Source organism: Vibrio sp. 1F253 (genome assembly GCF_041439295.1).
In the GTDB taxonomy this organism is placed as follows: domain Bacteria; phylum Pseudomonadota; class Gammaproteobacteria; order Enterobacterales; family Vibrionaceae; genus Vibrio; species Vibrio tasmaniensis_A.
The window spans coordinates 81,743-98,844 of the sequence record NZ_JBGONU010000003.1 but is presented as its reverse complement, the minus strand read 5'-3'; the positions used below and the strand labels follow the sequence as shown (position 1 = coordinate 98,844).

At 44.5% G+C, this 17,102-nt stretch carries 13 protein-coding genes; 8 read left to right on the top strand and 5 right to left on the bottom strand.

What is annotated here, in order from left to right:
- Positions 1-25: 25 nt before the first annotated feature.
- Together ACED28_RS02610 and ACED28_RS02605 are read left to right on the top strand one after the other, a co-directional pair.
- The gene (locus ACED28_RS02610) at positions 26-1,714 is read left to right on the top strand and encodes an AAA family ATPase (protein ID WP_371709211.1); all 1,689 of its coding nucleotides are present in this window, start codon (positions 26-28) and stop codon (positions 1,712-1,714) included.
- On the top strand, positions 1,714-2,655 hold the full coding sequence (locus ACED28_RS02605) for a general secretion pathway protein GspB (protein ID WP_371709210.1): 942 nt from the start codon (positions 1,714-1,716) through the stop codon (positions 2,653-2,655). The genes ACED28_RS02610 and ACED28_RS02605 overlap by 1 nt, the downstream gene beginning before the upstream one ends.
- 132 nt (positions 2,656-2,787) lie before the next feature.
- Here the strand turns inward: ACED28_RS02605 and ACED28_RS02600 are convergent, their stop codons facing one another.
- The 3 genes from ACED28_RS02600 to ACED28_RS02590 all read right to left on the bottom strand — a co-directional run bounded on the left by ACED28_RS02600 (position 2,788) and on the right by ACED28_RS02590 (position 5,676).
- Complete coding sequence (locus tag ACED28_RS02600) at positions 2,788-3,399, bottom strand: TIGR04211 family SH3 domain-containing protein (RefSeq protein ID WP_017098289.1); 612 nt, start codon at positions 3,397-3,399, stop codon at positions 2,788-2,790.
- 205 nt (positions 3,400-3,604) lie between these two features.
- Positions 3,605-4,867 (bottom strand): inorganic phosphate transporter, encoded by a 1,263-nt coding sequence (locus tag ACED28_RS02595; RefSeq protein WP_012603189.1) that lies wholly within the window; start codon positions 4,865-4,867, stop codon positions 3,605-3,607.
- Positions 4,868-4,995: 128 nt separating this feature from the next.
- Positions 4,996-5,676 (bottom strand): TIGR00153 family protein, encoded by a 681-nt coding sequence (locus ACED28_RS02590; protein WP_029223984.1) that lies wholly within the window; start codon positions 5,674-5,676, stop codon positions 4,996-4,998.
- A gap of 207 nt (positions 5,677-5,883) precedes the next feature.
- Here ACED28_RS02590 and ACED28_RS02585 point away from each other — a divergent pair, with 207 nt between their 5' ends.
- Positions 5,884-7,401 (top strand): inorganic triphosphatase, encoded by a 1,518-nt coding sequence (locus tag ACED28_RS02585; RefSeq protein WP_017100420.1) that lies wholly within the window; start codon positions 5,884-5,886, stop codon positions 7,399-7,401.
- Positions 7,402-7,440: 39 nt separating this feature from the next.
- On the opposite strand, the gene ACED28_RS02580 is transcribed toward ACED28_RS02585, so the two are convergent.
- On the bottom strand, positions 7,441-8,190 hold the full coding sequence (locus tag ACED28_RS02580) for a potassium channel family protein (RefSeq protein ID WP_017098290.1): 750 nt from the start codon (positions 8,188-8,190) through the stop codon (positions 7,441-7,443).
- Positions 8,191-8,287: 97 nt separating this feature from the next.
- Here ACED28_RS02580 and ACED28_RS02575 point away from each other — a divergent pair, with 97 nt between their 5' ends.
- The 3 genes from ACED28_RS02575 to hldE all read left to right on the top strand — a co-directional run bounded on the left by ACED28_RS02575 (position 8,288) and on the right by hldE (position 14,254).
- Positions 8,288-9,544, top strand: a complete 1,257-nt coding sequence (locus ACED28_RS02575) for a methyl-accepting chemotaxis protein (RefSeq protein ID WP_017098291.1) — start codon at positions 8,288-8,290, stop codon at positions 9,542-9,544.
- A 253-nt stretch (positions 9,545-9,797) separates the two neighbouring features.
- Positions 9,798-12,647 (top strand): bifunctional [glutamate--ammonia ligase]-adenylyl-L-tyrosine phosphorylase/[glutamate--ammonia-ligase] adenylyltransferase, encoded by a 2,850-nt coding sequence (glnE, locus tag ACED28_RS02570; RefSeq protein ID WP_017098292.1) that lies wholly within the window; start codon positions 9,798-9,800, stop codon positions 12,645-12,647.
- 176 nt (positions 12,648-12,823) lie between these two features.
- On the top strand, positions 12,824-14,254 hold the full coding sequence (gene hldE, locus ACED28_RS02565; RefSeq protein ID WP_009848977.1) for a bifunctional D-glycero-beta-D-manno-heptose-7-phosphate kinase/D-glycero-beta-D-manno-heptose 1-phosphate adenylyltransferase HldE: 1,431 nt from the start codon (positions 12,824-12,826) through the stop codon (positions 14,252-14,254).
- Between the two features lie 166 nt (positions 14,255-14,420).
- Here the strand turns inward: hldE and tolC are convergent, their stop codons facing one another.
- A complete protein-coding gene (gene tolC, locus ACED28_RS02560) occupies positions 14,421-15,764 on the bottom strand; it encodes an outer membrane channel protein TolC (protein ID WP_371709209.1) in 1,344 nt (447 codons plus the stop codon).
- A gap of 226 nt (positions 15,765-15,990) precedes the next feature.
- On the opposite strand from tolC, the gene nudF reads away from it, so the two are divergent.
- Complete coding sequence (gene nudF, locus ACED28_RS02555; RefSeq protein ID WP_135382924.1) at positions 15,991-16,620, top strand: ADP-ribose diphosphatase; 630 nt, start codon at positions 15,991-15,993, stop codon at positions 16,618-16,620.
- Positions 16,621-16,624: 4 nt separating this feature from the next.
- Positions 16,625-17,065, top strand: coding sequence for a DUF1249 family protein (locus ACED28_RS02550; protein ID WP_009848962.1), 441 nt, complete (start codon positions 16,625-16,627; stop codon positions 17,063-17,065).
- Positions 17,066-17,102 lie beyond the last annotated feature (37 nt).

Sequence of the window (17,102 nt, the reverse complement as noted above, 5' to 3'; positions counted from 1 at the left end):
ATTAATCGTAATTATAGGGCAGCACATGTATAAGGAATATTTTGGCTTCGTTGAGATGCCATTTTCGATTGTACCAAATTCTCGCTATTTGTTTTTGAGTCAGCGTCACCAAGAAGCGATGCAGAACCTACAAGCCGGTTTAGGCGAAGGTGGGGGCTTTGCGATGCTTACTGGTGAGGTCGGTACAGGAAAAACAACGGTCGCCAAAGCGATGTTGTCATCACTCGATCATCAGACTCAAGCTGGCCTTATACTCAACCCTACGTTTTCCAATTCAGATTTACTTGAAGCTATCTGCGATGAGTTTGAGGTCGAATACCCTGAACAAGCGTCGTTGAAACAGCTGAGTCAGGCAATTCATCACTTCCTGCTTGATAGCCATGCTGAAGGCATTCAAACCTTATTGGTGATAGATGAAGCCCAACACCTTGCAGCTGATGTGTTGGAGCAGCTACGCCTTCTGACCAATTTAGAAACCGATAGTCGTAAGCTATTAAAGGTGCTGTTGGTTGGACAACCTGAATTACAGCAACACTTACAAACCACACAGCTACGTCAACTCGCGCAGCGGATTACAGGTCGCTATCACTTATTACCTCTTAATATCGAAGAAACGGGTAAGTACATCGCGTTTCGTTTGGAAACGGCTGGTGGTGAGCAGATGTTGTTTTCGAATCGTTCAATCAAGCTTATCTCCCAATATACCCATGGTATTCCGAGGCTCATTAACTTGGTGTGTGATAAAGCGCTGCAATTGGCTTTCCATGATGGTGATAAATCACCGAGTAATGAAACGGTTAACCGAGCTTGTCAGCAGATCATGGCCTTTCAGGCTGATGTGTATCACGTCGAGAAAACTCGTGCTACTCATGTAGCCCCAAAATTACTCCAATACGCGGGGATTGCCACATTAAGTGTCGGCCTTGTAATCGCGACCTTTAACTTCGCCCCAACCTATATTAGTTCATGGATGCCTGCGGATACTTCCAGTGAAGTGAAAACGGAAGTAGCGGCGAATACTCAACGCTCATTTGTGGCTGAAGCACCGATATTGGATGATAAATCTATATCGGTTCAAGATCTCAAGGCTTCGAAGTTTGCACTACCACAAGATGTTCAGAATCACTTAAGGCAAGGGAATAATCAAACGCTTGCAATTAGGGACCTATACACGCTTTGGGGGTATGAATCTTCGCTTCGTGATTGGCTATGTTTGAGTGAACAACAAAGTGTATTTGTATGTGAGCAACATCAAGCCAATTTAGAATATTTGATTGAACTTGGAGTTCCCGTGGTTCTTAATCTGGAATTAGGTCAAGAACCTGTGTTTGCTGTACTTTATGGCGCGTCTGAGGAGTCTGTTGAGCTCCTAGTCAACGAAAAGCTATTGGTGATGCCTAAGCGCACCTTAAAGCAAATTTGGCAAGGTGATTATGTCGCGATTTGGAAACAGCCGCTAAGAGAGACCCTGAAAGAGGGCTATCAAGGTGAGGCGGTTGCTTTACTTGATCTATTGCTTTCAGAAGTCTTGGGTGAAGACGTATCGGGCAGTGATGTATTTGACTATGAATTGAAAATGAAAATCGAAGCGTTTCAAACTTGGCAGGGTATGTCTGTTGATGGCATCGCAGGTAAGCGCACCTTAGCAAGGTTGCAGAGATTAGCTCAACTCGACTCGCCTAAGTTGATGTCATTAGAAGGAGGCGAAAGCTAATGTCACGTATTATGCACGAGCTTAAACAGTCTTCTAATAATAAACCTAGCTTTAAAGGTTACCAAAACCATCACGTGCCTAGTTCTGCTAAAGGGATTAGCAACAAACGAGGTTTATCGTTAACAATGGGACTGGTCCTTGTCTTGGTGCCTTCTTTATTGGTGGGCGGCGTTCTGGTTTATCAGTCGTATAATCAACAGCAGCAAGGCTCGGCTAGCCCCGTTGCCTCCGGAGCTCTGCCTGAATCAAAGCTTCAATCAGACTTTGAGCCTCAAATTGCCGGTTCTGGCATTGCCAGTGTGGATGCAGTGTCAGTGGATGCAGACGATGAAGCATTATTCTCTGTTCGCTCGGCACCGGTAAGCCAGCTTTTGAAAGCACTACCGCGTCAAGAGATACATGCAAAGATGGGCACCGACATCGGTAATATCGCTAGTGACTCAAAAGCGATATTGGCAAATGTAGATACTAGTAATCAAGCCGCAACGAATTTAGAGCCATTATCTATTGAACCGTCAGTTCAACCTGGAACGAATAATGATAATGCCACGCTGCAATCGGACCGTGATTTACTGAAAGGGTTAGACCTCACCGAGTTGCCACCCGATTTAGCGTTGAAGCTTGAATCAATGATGGGAGAGCAGTCGGTTTCACCTGAACCGATGGATTCTAGACCTGTGGGGAATAGGGATTCTCAGGTCATCGGTTTAGAAACACATGGCAATAGATTGTCTGGTGTATTACCTAAGTTAGACTTACAAACTCACATGTACTCGAGTAGCGAAACTAAGCGTTGGGTAAAAGTGAATGGACATGAAGTTGCTCAAGGGGAATGGATCGAGCGGGGTATTCAGTTGCTTGAGATTAAACCACAATCGGTAATCATTGAATTCAATCAGCAGAAAATAGAAATCCCAGCTTTGTATGAGTGGAAAGGTTAGTACTATCGATATTACTTACTGTGATTGATGTTAGCGCTGTGACTTGAATGATAAATCCAGACAAATAAAAAGGAGCACCTCGGTGCTCCTTTTTGATATTCGATACTGAACCTACTGTAGCAAATGCGAGGCTTACGCCCAGCCGTTTGGTGACTTTCTACGACGAGGCATGATGTGTGGCAGAACAAGGCCAAGAAGTAGACCAATACCAGCAACACCACCACCGTACATGAAGTACTTCAATAGTAAGTCATCTTTTTGAGTATCTAGCTTAGCGCGTAGTTGACGGTTCTCAGTTTGAGAGCTCGTTAGCTGTTGGCTAATCTCACTGTAGTTCTGCTCTAGTTCAGCAATCTGCTTGTTACGAGAGTCTAGAGAGCTTGCGAGACCTGCTTTTTCGCTATCAGCACTTTGGCGAGCATTTGCCAGCTTGCCTTTTACTTCAGAGAGTTCTTTCTCTAGCTTAGGCATGCGCAGCGCCATACTTTCTTTTGTGCTTACGAACTTACTCTCAACCCAACCTTTACGTCCTCGGCTATCTTGAACCTGAGTGTAACCCGTGCTCTTGTTAGTTTGCAGGTAGGTGATTTTCTCGCCGGCATCAATACTACCTATGATACGGAAAGTATTGTTTGGGCCAGAGTGCATATAAGTAAATAGTTTGTCAGCAATATAACGGTCTTGAGCAAAGGCAGCTGGAGCCGCAAGCATTGCGAACAAAACTAAGCTAATCAGTTTTTTCACAGTAAATCCTTTAACGATTCAAATTGAGTAGGCGTATGAGTCAGCCTCAATGAGCAAATAATATTTAGTTTTTTTATATGGTGCAACAAAGAAGGGAGGCAAAGCCTCCCTTTCTGTGCGTTTGAGTCAATAATGACATGGTATTTACATATCTTTACTGAAGCTCACCGTTTTCTGACGCTAATATTGACTAGCGTCAGGGCTATTACATAGTAAACATAGCCTGAATTGCGTAGAAGAATACAACAGCAAGTAGAGCACCTGCAGGTAACGTCACAATCCAAGAAGCTACGATGTTACGCACAACGCCTAAGTTTAGAGCTGCGATACCACGAGCAAAGCCTACACCTAATACCGCACCAACCAATGTTTGCGTGGTTGAAATCGGAAGGCCAGTACCAGAAGCAAGTACAACCGTACACGCGGTCGCTAGTTGAGCTGCAAAGCCACGGCTAGGAGTTAGTTCTGTAATACCAGTACCAACGGTTGCCATTACTTTATGCCCCATTGTTGCAAGACCAACAACGATACCAATACCACCTAGTGGAAGAATCCACCATGCGATAGTGCTCTTGCCTGAGATTTCGCCCATGTGCTCAACCGTTGAAACAACCGCTGATAGTGGACCAATCGCGTTGGCAACATCGTTTGAACCGTGTGCGAATGCCATTGCACAAGCTGTGATAACCATTAGTACGCTGAAGATACCTTCTACGCCAGTAAAACCGTGGTCTTCTTCGCGGTTAGCAAACTTCTTCTGAATGTATAAGTAACCGCCAATCATGACGACAGCAGAAACACCTGCAGCCCATAACCATGCTTCAGTACCGGTTAGATGAAGGCCTACGTGCTTAAGACCTTTCTTGATCGTTACAAGTGCAATGACCATTGTAGTGATGAACATGTATACCGGTACAAAACGCTTTGCATTGAATAGCGGGTTTTCTGTATCAAATATCAGTCGCTGGGCACTGACAAATATGAGATAGGCGAAGATACCGGAAATCAATGGTGTGACAATCCAACTTCCCACAATGCCTTGAACACTGTTCCAATCTACAGCTTCAGTACCCACAGACACACAAGCAAAACCGATGATTGCACCGATGATGGAGTGAGTCGTTGATACTGGCCAGCCCATGTATGAAGCTAGAAGTAGCCATGTACCAGCAGCGAGTAGTGCAGACATCATACCGTACACAAGTACGTCAGGTTGATCTGCAAACAGAGATGTTTCGATAACACCTTTACGGATCGTGTCTGTTACTTCGCCGCCCGCAAGGTAAGCACCTGCGAATTCAAAGATCATTGCGATAATGATCGCTTGTTTAACGGTTAGAGCTTTAGAGCCTACTGAAGTGCCCATTGCGTTCGCAACGTCATTTGCACCAATACCAATAGCCATCAAGAAACCGAAAGCTGCTGCAACAATAATCAGGACAGTGCCGTAGTTAGCAAGGATATCCATCGTAATACCTAGTTGTTTGATAACAAGCGGAACAAATTTAGACGCAAAAAACCGCTCAGCGAGAGAAATACTCAGCGCATAAGTGGTTTGTTCAAAAAATGCTCTTCGTTATATAGTTAACGTATGATTTAAGATCGAGAAAGCATTACTTCAAGACGAGCGCCTACACGCTGTGCTTGATCTGCAATACCACCAACCCATTCAAGAATTTTGTATAAGAACATGATATCAACTGGATTCAGACCATCTTCAATCGCCATTAGTTGTTGGCGTAGTTCGATCTGCATCGCGTCCGTGTCATCTTCAATTACATCTAATTGATGAATCATTTCAGCAACGAGTGTTACTTCACGGCCTTTAAAGCCCGTTTCAAGTAACTCGTCTAGTTCATTGATTACGTTTTGTGCTTGGTTCGCTGCATCTAGACAACGTTTAACGTAAGCGATGAAGTTTTCTTGCATAGGAGCAGGAATGACAAGTTGACGACCATATACACGGCCAGCAATGTCTTTCGCTAGGTTTGCTAGTTTGTCTTGTTGAGTTAATAGCTCCAACATATCGGTGCGATCAACTGGCATAAACAAACCGCGAGGAAGTTTAAGGCGAATTTCACGTTTTAGTACGTCAGCTTCTTTCTCAAGGTGAGAAATTTGAGCTCGAATTTCTGATGCTTTCTCCCAGTCACCTTTTGAAGAAACTTCAAAGAAATTAACTAGGTGAGAACAACATTCGTTCACGCATACTACGTGACGCTGCAAAGGTTTAATTGGGGACTTTGCAAATAACCCCATAATTGTATTTACTGGCATGGTCATCCAACCTAATAAATAATAACCTTAAAACAACATACACCATATTCATGGTGAAATGTTAAGCGATGGCTACAAAGTCGCGCATGTTAACCTAATCAATGTCTCATTAAAACTGTTTTAGATCATCATAAGGGCGATATTTCTGACTTGCTGAGTTTTCAAATTGGCAATATCCTGTCCCTATCTTCACAGAAAGGTATAACTATGGAAACCGAGATAGAACTGAAGTTTTTTGTTTCTCCTGATTTTTCAGAGACTTTACGCAATAAAATTGCTGAAACTAAAGTACTTCAGCACAGTTGTCGTGAGCTAGGTAACATCTACTTTGACACCCCCGATAACTGGTTACGTAAGCACGATACTGGCTTGCGCATTCGACGCTTTGATGACGTATTTGTACAAACCGTAAAGACGGCTGGTCGTGTGGTTGCAGGCCTGCATCAAAGGCCTGAATACAATGCAGAACATGACAGCAATGAACCTAAGCTAGCCCTACATCCAGAGGACATCTGGCCAGCGGGTAAAGACATCGAAACGCTGCAAGCTGAGTTGACTCCTCTATTTTCTACCAACTTCACACGTGAGCAGTGGTTGATTGGTATGCCTGATGGCAGTCAAGTCGAGGTCGCATTCGATCAAGGTTTTGTTGAATCAGGCGAACTGCAAGAACCGATTTGTGAAGTCGAATTGGAACTTAAGTCCGGTCAAACAGATGCTCTGTTTACACTGTCTCGTCAATTCTGTGAACAAGGTGGCATGCGTTTAGGTAATCTAAGCAAAGCCGCTAAGGGTTACCGCCTTGCTCAAGGTTATCAAGGAGATGAAGTCACTCCTTTGACCTTAGTTGATACTGCTAAAAGTGATACTGTTGAATCGTGTTTCATTCAATCTTTAGAGCATGCTCTCGCTCATTGGCATTATCACGAGCAGATCTTCACCGAGCGCCAATCCATTGAAGCGTTACATGAGATCAGTCACTCGCTGAGTTTTATTCGTCAAACCTTCACCATCTATGGTGGCATTGTCCCAAGACGCGCGAGTGCTATTTTACGCCAAGAGCTTAAGTGGCTTGAGCAAGAACTCGACTGGCTAAAAAGCTATGACCACTTCGAAGATTTGCTCGAAGATAAAGGCCACGTACTGCGTAAATTGGATGCGCGTAAGTTTTTGGTCGCTGAACTTAAAGAGATGCAAGAGCAACTTCCCGATCGCGAAGAACTGCTTACCCTGTTGAGCTCTGCTCGTTACACTGGTTTGTTGCTAGATCTGAGTCGCTGGATCTTGTCTCGTGGCTGGCAACCATTCTTAGACGAAAAAGCACGTGAACAAATGGCACGTGGTATCGAATGGTTTTCGGTTAAGCAACTCGATCGCACATGGGCCGACTTGATGGAAGCTTTCCCGCCAGAGCGAGTGATGACTAGCCAAGCGTATATTGAACAGCAATATCGTTTGATGAGAAACCTATATTCTGGTGTTGGTTTCGCGAGTTTGTATGATGACGATGAACGAAACAGTTTCCGCTTGCCATGGGCCGATATGGTGCAAGGTATTGACGATTTGCTGGCACTTAAAACATTAGAGCCTTTGACTGAGAAGTTAGAAGGCGATGAGAAGGTTCAGCTAGAGCGTTGGTTAGCTCGTCAAGAGGTGTCTATTCTGCATGCGATGGAACAGACACGCCAAATAAGTGTAGAAGTTGAGCCGTATTGGCAAGACTGAGTTTCATAACAACATGAAATTGAAAATAGGGCTTCGGCCCTATTTTTTTGTTTGTTGTTCCAGCTTTTCTAGTCGTTCGAGAATTTTCTGTTGTTGCTCAATGATCTTCTCAAGGTGCTTCTCTTTGTTTTCAGCTCGTTGATTGTCATGGCGAGTTGGAGAGGTGATCAAAGAAGTAATCAACCCTGAAATCATACCAAAAACACCCACACCACAAATGATCACCAGAGAAGCGACTAACTTGCCTGAGCTCGTCACTGGATAATGATCGCCGTACCCCACGGTACTAATCGTTACGAAAGCCCACCATAAAGCATCTTGGCCAGTGGTAATGTTGGCATTGGGATCCTTGTGCTCTAGCAGCAGTATTGTTCCTGCACCTATGGTCAGGAGAATAACCAGCAGCAGAATAATCGAGGCGAGTGTCGTTTCTTTTCGATTGCGAAACAGCTCTCTGAAAACACGTTTTCCTGACCGAAGAACGAGAATCACGCGCAAGATCTGAAAAATGCGAGCGAATCGAAGTGGCTCGACCATAGGGATGCTTGCCAAGAAATCGATCCAGTGTACTTTTAGATATTCTTTCTTATTTTGTGATCTGAATAGATCAATAGTGAGCTGAAAAAGAAAAACGCTACAGATTATAAAGTCCAGGCCGATAAGAACTTGTTTCGATTCTTTATCAATCGGTGCAAACAATAAGCCTGAGATCACAAATAACGCTAAGAAAGAGAGAATCAGTGATAATAAGCTCATCGGCTTAGTGGTGTCTTTGATACTATTTAACATTCATACGAGGCTCAAAATAAATCGCGAACTTTGACTGATATAGCCATCTCGCGGATATAGAAGCCATCAATATATAAGAGTTAATGGAGAACTGACAATGACTAAACTGTCATTCAAGCCGTGGGAAAGGATTATCTCGGACATCCGTCTCGTTCCAAAAATGATCATGCTGATGGTTTTCAGCACTATCTTGATTATTTCGAAGCAGCTATGGGACGCAAGTGCGTTTTACGATTCATTACTTGCAGTCACCAACAATGCACAAGTTGCACAGCAGCATTACGAGACTTACCTAGTTCAAGTGGCTTGGCAAACAGCCTTGATGATCATTGTGTTTGTGGTTCTTCTATTGGCGGCAGCGCGCGTTATGCTTCGCCAAACTCAATACCTCAATGACGCCATTAAAACGATGGCCGATAAGAACCTATCAGTGCCGATTGAAATGGACTGTAAAGATGAATACGGTGATGTGGCACGAGAACTCGAAAAAACTCGAGTCCAGTTGAATGACATGATCAAAACTCAGGTGGCCTCTTCTGATGAGTTGTTTGCCCTGACGGAAGTGATGACCATCAGCATGTCCGAAACCAAAGATTCAGCTCAGGAAGAATTTAACGAAATCGACCAACTAGCGACAGCAATGAGCGAGATGACGTCTACTGTGCAAACCGTGGCTGAGCACGCGCAAAGTGCTTCTTCTCTTACTGAGCAAGCATCAGGTCAAGCACTAACAGGTCAGAAGTTCGTTCAAGGTTCTGTTTCTAAGATGAGTGAGCTTTCTTCGGACATCGCAGCCTCTGCAGCAGCGGTAAACCAAGTAGAAGAGCGCGTAGACTCGATTGGCAGTGTGGTTGGTACTATCCAAGGCATTTCAGAGCAAACCAATCTATTGGCTTTGAACGCAGCGATTGAAGCCGCGCGTGCAGGTGAAGCGGGACGTGGTTTTGCGGTTGTTGCCGATGAGGTTCGTAACCTTGCGCAACGTACTCAGCAAGCGACAGTAGAAATTCAAGATATGATTAGCCATCTACAAAGCAGTGCTAACTCGGCAGTAGAGCTGATGGAAAAGAGTGTTGTTGAAGCCGCTGAAGGCGTAGACCTAGTGACTAACGCTGGTTCTGAGCTTGATGGCATCGTAAGTCAGGTAAACCAGATTAATGATATGAACTTCCAGATCGCGACTGCTGCGGGCCAACAAACTAGTGTCGCGGAAGAGATGAGTGTCAACCTGACCAATGTTCGTGAGCTTGTTGAAGCCTCCGTAGTGGTGGTGGGTGAGCTTCTCGAGACTTCTGAGATCATGGAAAGCAACGCACAAGAGCTAGACGGTAAGATTAAGCAGTTTAAGGTTTAATCCCCAGCTTTCGCTCTGAGCTCTAGTTTGTAAGATCTAAAGGTCTATTCCTAGAGGTTTGGCCACGGAGACTTGTTATTAGAGATAAAGGCTTTGCTTGATAAGTTCACTGATAAAACGCCCACATTGCTAATGTGGGCGTTTTTTATTGGCAGAACTTTGGTATAACTAATCATTAGTTTTTAGAACTCGTTATTGAAGAACCGAACCGACAAACCAATTGTTCGGTGCGCAGCTTACACAAGGAAGAAACATGCCATTGCCTTCTCTACTCGTCACTCATTCCCAGTCTGCTTTTGAGCAATTATTAGAGCATCAAAGTGACGCCATTAACATTTGGCCTGAGTCGCTGATTGCCGATCTCAAGCGTGTATTAGGCTTGAGCTGTTTTGTGGGTGATTGTTTACAGCGTGACTCGATTTTATCCAGCACCTTGCCAGAGGTGCTGAGATGCCAAGAGCGTGCGGAAGGGTATCGTAAGCGTTTGGCCGAGTTACTTTCAGGTTGTGTTGATGAAATGAGCGGTCAACGTGTACTGCGTCAATTCCGTAATCGTGAGATGACCTACATTGCTTGGCGTGACTTTATGGGCTCATGGGATCTAGAACAGAGCTTAAATCATTTGTCGATGCTAGCAGAGGCGATGATCTTCGAGACCTATCAATGGCAGTACGATATTTGTTGTAAAGAGTGGGGCACACCTTGTAACGAGCAAGGTGAAGCGCAGCCTATGTTGATCATAGGTATGGGCAAGTTAGGTGGCGGTGAGCTGAATTTCTCTTCCGATATCGATCTAATTTTTACTTACCCTGAGAATGGTGAAACCCAAGGAGCAAGAAGAAGTATCGCCAACGCGCAGTTCTTCACGCGTTTGGGGCAACGTATTATCAAGGCGCTTGATCAGCAAACCTTTGACGGATTCTGTTATCGAGTCGACATGCGCTTGCGTCCATTCGGGGAGAGCGGCCCTTTGGTCATGAGCTATGCTGCTCTTGAAGACTATTACCAAGAACAAGGCCGTGACTGGGAACGCTACGCAATGGTTAAGGCGCGTGTGATGGGCAGCGAAATGTACCCTGAATACCAAGAGCTCCGCCAGATGCTGCGTCCGTTTGTTTTTCGTCGTTATATTGATTTCAGTGCCATTCAATCTTTGCGTCGAATGAAGTCGATGATCAGTAGCGAAGTGCGACGTCGCGGCTTATCAAACAACATTAAGCTTGGCTCTGGTGGTATTCGTGAAGTCGAGTTTATTGCTCAAGTCTTTCAACTGATTCGTGGTGGACGTGAACCGAGCCTTCGTGGTCGAGGTTTGTTGGAGACGTTAAGTGCGATTGAATCTCTTCATTTATTAGAAGCAGAAGAGGTCGGTCACTTACGTGAGGCATACCTGTTTTTACGCCGCCTTGAGAACCTATTACAAGCGATGGCCGACAAGCAAACTCAAACATTACCTGATGGCGATTTCGAACAGTTGCAACTTGCTGTCGCCATGCAGTTTGCAGATTGGGACGGTTTGATTGATGCGACCCGTGCTCATATGGCGAATGTTCACACAGTATTCGAAGACCTAATTGGGGTTGATGAAGATGATGCTAACCCAATCGCGAGTCACTTTAGTGAGTTGTGGGATATGGCTCATAAGCAAGATGTGATTGAGCAGGTTCTAGAGCATGACATCGCGATTGCTAACCCGCAGCAAGCGGCGAAAACCATTATCCAATTCAAAGCTGATTTGGCTAAGAAAACCCTTGGCCCTCGTGGACGTGAAGTACTCAATCGATTAATGCCCAAAGTGTTTCAAGCGCTCTATACCGCCAAGGATGCTGAATTTGGTTTGTCTCGAGTGCTGCACCTGCTGCAAAAAATTGTTACGCGCACCACGTATCTTGAGCTATTGGATGAGCACCCCGCTGCCCTCACTCAACTCGTTCGCTTATGTACAGCGAGCCCGATGATTTCGGAGCAGCTTGGTCGTTATCCTATTCTTTTAGATGAACTTATCGACCCTCAACAACTCTATAATCCAGTACCATTAGAGTCCTACAAAACAGAGTTACGTGATTATCTTGCTCGTATTCCTGAAGATGATATGGAGCAGCAGATGGAAGGTCTGCGTCAGTTTAAGCAGACTTGTATTCTGAGAATTGCTGCCGCGGATATTGCGGGCGCTTTGCCTGTAATGAAGGTCAGTGATCACCTTACCTATTTAGCGGAAGCGATTGTTGAGGCGGGTATTAATCAAGCATGGCTGCAAGTGTCGGCTAAGTTCGGTGAGCCCACTCATGTGAAAGATCGAGAAGGGCGCGGTTTTGCGGTGGTTGGTTATGGCAAAGTTGGTGGCTGGGAGCTGGGTTACAACTCCGATCTTGATATTGTGTTCATGCACGATTGCCCAGTACACATCTATACTGATGGTAAGAAAGAGATCGACGGACGCCAGTTTTATCTGAGGTTGGCACAGCGCATTATTCATATTTTCTCGACCAGAACTGCTTCTGGTATTTTGTACGAGGTCGACACTCGCTTGCGCCCTTCAGGTGTCTCTGGTCTATTAGTGAGTCCAACCGATGCCTTTGATGAGTATCAGCATAATGACGCGTGGACTTGGGAGCACCAAGCTTTGACTCGCGCTCGTATGATTTATGGTGATGACTTATTGGCTTCGGCATTTAACAAGACTCGCCATGAGATTTTGTGTTTGACTCGAGATGAAGCTGTACTTAAAAAATCCGTTGTCGATATGCGTGAAAAAATGCGCGGGCACCTCGGAGGAAAAAAAGCCGATCGATTCATGCTAAAACAAGATGCGGGCGGTATTACTGATATTGAGTTCTTGGCGCAATATTTAGTACTTCGATACAGTAATGAAAAACCTAAGTTGACTCGTTGGTGTGACAATGTACGAATCTTTGAAAGTCTGTTGTCACAAGGGATCATGGACGAACAGCAAGGCATGGCATTAACTAATGCCTATACAACATTAAGAGATGAAATCCATCACCGAAACCTACTCAACCTTGATGCGGACGTGGCGATTGATAAATTTAAAATGGAAAGGGAACATGTTGTTCAGGCATGGAAGCAATGGATGGAAGCGTAACGGAACTATTTCTTAACGGTTACGTCATTATCATTTAGTGATCGCTTATCGACTTCTTAGCTGCTTATTAGCTACTAGAGTATCTATCGAGTTAGGCTTTCACTCATTTTTCTATGGTTTAGCCACTGTAATCAGTGTGCTAGACTCTAGCCAGATTCGATTTTTGGAGATCCACAATGAAACCAATTCTACCTGACTACAGCCAATCAGGCGTTCTTGTTGTCGGTGATGTAATGCTTGACCGTTACTGGTATGGCCCTACTGGCCGTATTTCACCAGAAGCACCTGTGCCCGTTGTTAAAGTAGAAAATAACGAAGAGCGCCCTGGTGGTGCTGCCAACGTAGCAATGAATATTGCCTCTCTTGGTGGTCATGCTCATATCGTTGGTTTAACTGGAAAAGATGAGCCAGCTGAGGTGTTGAAAAATACCTTGGGTGCATTAAAGGTTAAGTGTGATTTTGTTGAGTTGGACGATTACCCGACCATCACAAAATTGCGTGTCATGAGCCGTGGACAGCAATTGATCCGTCTTGATTTTGAAGACAAATTTGAGAACACGGATCCTGAGCTTGTTTTATCTCGCATGGAGCAAGCACTGCCTAATGTACGCTCGGTAATCTTATCTGATTATGCGAAAGGTGCTTTGGAGCATGTGCAGAGCTTTATTCAAAAAGCGCGCGCAGCGAACGTTCCGGTATTTATCGATCCTAAAGGTGCAGATTTTGAACGCTACCGTGGTGCGACATTACTTACGCCAAACATGGCGGAATTTGAGCTGGTTGCCGGTAAGGTTAAGTCTGAAGATGAAATGATCGAAAAAGGGCTCGCGTTAATCGAAGAGTTTGATTTTGAAGCCTTGTTAGTGACTCGCAGTGAGCATGGCATGACATTGCTCCGCAAAGGCGTAGAACCATTCCACTTACCGACCCAAGCGAAAGAAGTGTATGACGTTACTGGTGCTGGTGATACGGTTATTTCAGTATTAGCAGCTTCAGTTGCTGCAGGTAAGCCACTTGATGAAGCGTGTGCATTAGCAAACGCTGCAGCTGGCGTGGTAGTCGGCAAGCTAGGTACATCGACGTTGTCTACGATTGAGTTAGCGGAAGCGATTCATGGTAGCCAAGATACTGACTACGGTGTGATCTCTGAAGCTGCCCTAGTTGAAGCGGTGAAACGTGCTCGTGCGAAAGGCGAGAAAGTCGTTATGACTAATGGCTGCTTTGATATTCTGCATGCGGGACATGTCTCTTACATGAACCATGCTGCTGAGTTGGGTGATCGTTTGATCGTTGCTGTGAATACGGATGAATCAGTGAAACGCTTAAAAGGTCCAGGTCGTCCTGTGAACCCAACTGATCGTCGTATGGCGGTACTGGCTGGTTTAGGTGCGGTTGATTGGGTTGTTCCGTTTTCTGAAGATACACCGCAACGTTTGATCTCTGAAGTTCTTCCAAGCATTCTTGTGAAAGGTGGTGATTACAAACCTGAAGAGATTGCTGGTGGTGCGGAAGTGATTGCGGCTGGCGGTGAAGTTAAAGTACTTAACTTTGAAGATGGTTGCTCTACGACTGAAATCATTAAAGCGATTAAAGGTGGTCGAGGCTAACTCTTAGTCTTCTAGCTTTCTCGTCTCAAGGCTTAACCTTTGTGTTAGCTGAGAATTAGCTTTCAATAGATAATAAAAATGCCGCTCATTGAGCGGCATTTTTGTAACGGTAATCTAGTCACTTTATTAAATACTCTGGTTAGAGTATTTAACTAGGATTTAAGTATTACTTACTTGCGACTTTTAGACCTGCGTTTACATCAACAATGTCTTGTTCGCTTAGCGTGCCAACAGCTTGACGAAGCTGAAGTACACTTAGGATGTAGTTGTAACGAGCATCTGAAAGGTTCTTGTTGGCATCGTATAGACGACGAGTTGAATCTAGTACGTCAACGATAGTACGAGTACCTACATCAAAACCTGCTTCTGTAGCTTCTAGAGCCGACTGAGCAGAAACAACAGACTGTTCGTAAGCGCGTAGCGCACCAATTGAAGCGCTGATGTTGTTGTTGAATGCACGAACATCTTTTACAACGCTACGGTAAGTTGCTTCAAGATCTTCACTTGCTGCAACGTAGTTGTATTCAGCCTGTTTAGTCAAAGAAGTTGTACTACCACCTGTGTATAGAGGTACTTTAAGGTTCAAACCAACGTTTAGATTGTCTTGGTCGTAGTCGCCATTCCCTGTAGCAGTAGTCGCTGTATTCGTTTGACCTGCAAACGCGTAGCTACCATCTAAAGTTAAACTTGGTAGGTGGCCAGAACTTGCTAGTGTGATGTCGTCTTTAGCGATGTCTTGATCAATACGTGATGCCAATAGCTTCAAGTTTTTCTCTTGTGCTTGCTCAACCAGTGCAACAGCAGATTCAGAAGATTTGCTTGCTGAGAAACGGTCTGTATCTAAGATGTTTAGATTAGAGTGCTCTTGACCTGTGATTTCACGTAGACCTTCGTAGTTATTAATCAGAGTGTTCTCTGCTAAAACTTCGTCTGCTAATACGCCATCGTACTGAGCTTGCGCATCATGTACATCGGTGATTGCTGAAAGGCCAACTTCAAAGCGCTGCTTAGTTTGTTCCAGTTGACGAGCAACTGCGGCTTTTTCTGCACGAACAAACTCTAAGCTATCTTGAGCTCGAAGTACTTCGAAGTAAGCGGTAGCAACACGAAGGATCAGAGCTTGTTGCTCTGCTGCGTATGAAGAATCGGCTTGGCGAGCTTTTTTCTCTGCTGTATCTAGCGTGATCCAAGAAGAGCGTTTGTACAGCTCTTGTGTGAAGCCAACGCCAACACCCCATTGATTATTGTCAATATTTGACGTACCACTTGAGTCATTGTCGCGTTCACCGCGATTGATATCGTAGTTCGCGTTCAGGTTGATTTGCGGTAGTAAAGAGCTACGGCTTGACGTTACTGCTTCAAAAGCGGCATCGCGCTTCGCTGCTGAACGAAGAAGTTGTGGATCGTTCTGTTTTGCTTGGTCGTAAACCTCAGCTAGCGTATCAGCGAAAGCTGACGAACTCAGGCTGCCAATTGCTGCACTGATAAATAGTGGAAGCAGTTTTTTCATTTTCCTATTCCTGCCTTTAATGGAATTTTCTTTAAAAGAGTTTAACCCAGTTTGGTGGTAATTTACTCGAAACTTTGCACTTTTTTACAGTTGACTGTCCACTTGTGCAATATTTATTTTTTAAAACTTAACTTTAATTATAAGTTTTATACTAAAAGTTGAACCTTATCCTTGGTAGTTAACTCGGACAATGAGTAAACTATAAGATCACTTAGTGAGGTATCAAATGCAACAGTATGACAATCAACGACATGAGTTTACTCCGCAAGATGTGGAAATAGTCTCAAAAGAGACGCTGTTTCGTGGTTTTTTCAAAATGGTTAAGTACACATTTAAACATAGACTGTTTGAGGGCGGCTGGAGCCAACCAATCGAGCGTGAGATGTTTGAGCGTGGACATGCTGCCGCTTTGTTACCTTATGATCCTATACGTGACGAAGTCGTGATCGTCGAACAGATCCGTGTCGGTGCTCTAGAGCATGAGAACCCGTGGCAATACGAAATTGTTGCGGGGATTATTGATACCGATGAATCACCACAAGATGTTGCTCGTCGTGAGGCGATGGAAGAAGCGGGGGTCGACGTCGGATCTGTATTGCCTATTACTTCGTATTATCCTTCATCCGGCGGTTGCTCAGAAAAGCTCGACGTCTTTGTTGGTTGTGTTGACGCCACGACAGCAAAAGGGGTTCACGGATTGGATTACGAAGGTGAAGATATTCGAGTACAAGTGATGAGTCGCGAAGCCGCTTATCAGTTAGTAAAAGACGGTGTGTTTGAAAATGGCGCCACGATCATTGCGCTGCAGTGGCTACAATTAAACTACCAAGAATTACAGTCAGAGTGGATAGATTAACGTCATGCCAAATATAGCAGTCAAAAAACCGTATCATGTCGATCTGGCTGAATTGATGCGAGTTTACGAGACTAACTATGCCAAACTTAATGCTCTGTTACCGGTTGAGCATGAGGTTGGTGACGTTCGCTGTTACCAAGCCGTTAATATGGTGTATCAATTGACAGTGAATGAGGTCACAAAATACACCACATTAATAGATATATGTCAGAGTGACGCGATGCCAGTGTTTCCTTTGCCAAAAATGTCTGTCAGGCTATATCACGACGCTCGAGTTGCAGAAGTGTGCGCTAGCGGGGATTTTTCGCGAGTCAAAGCAAAATATGACTATCCCAACACAAAACTTCTGCAAAAGGATGAGAAATTTCAATTGAACAAATTTCTTGGGGAATGGTTAACGTTTTGTTTAAAAACGGGCATCAGCCGAACTCCAGTTTCTTTTTAATTGAGCCTATTTAAAAACACTTTTAAAGTCTAAACAG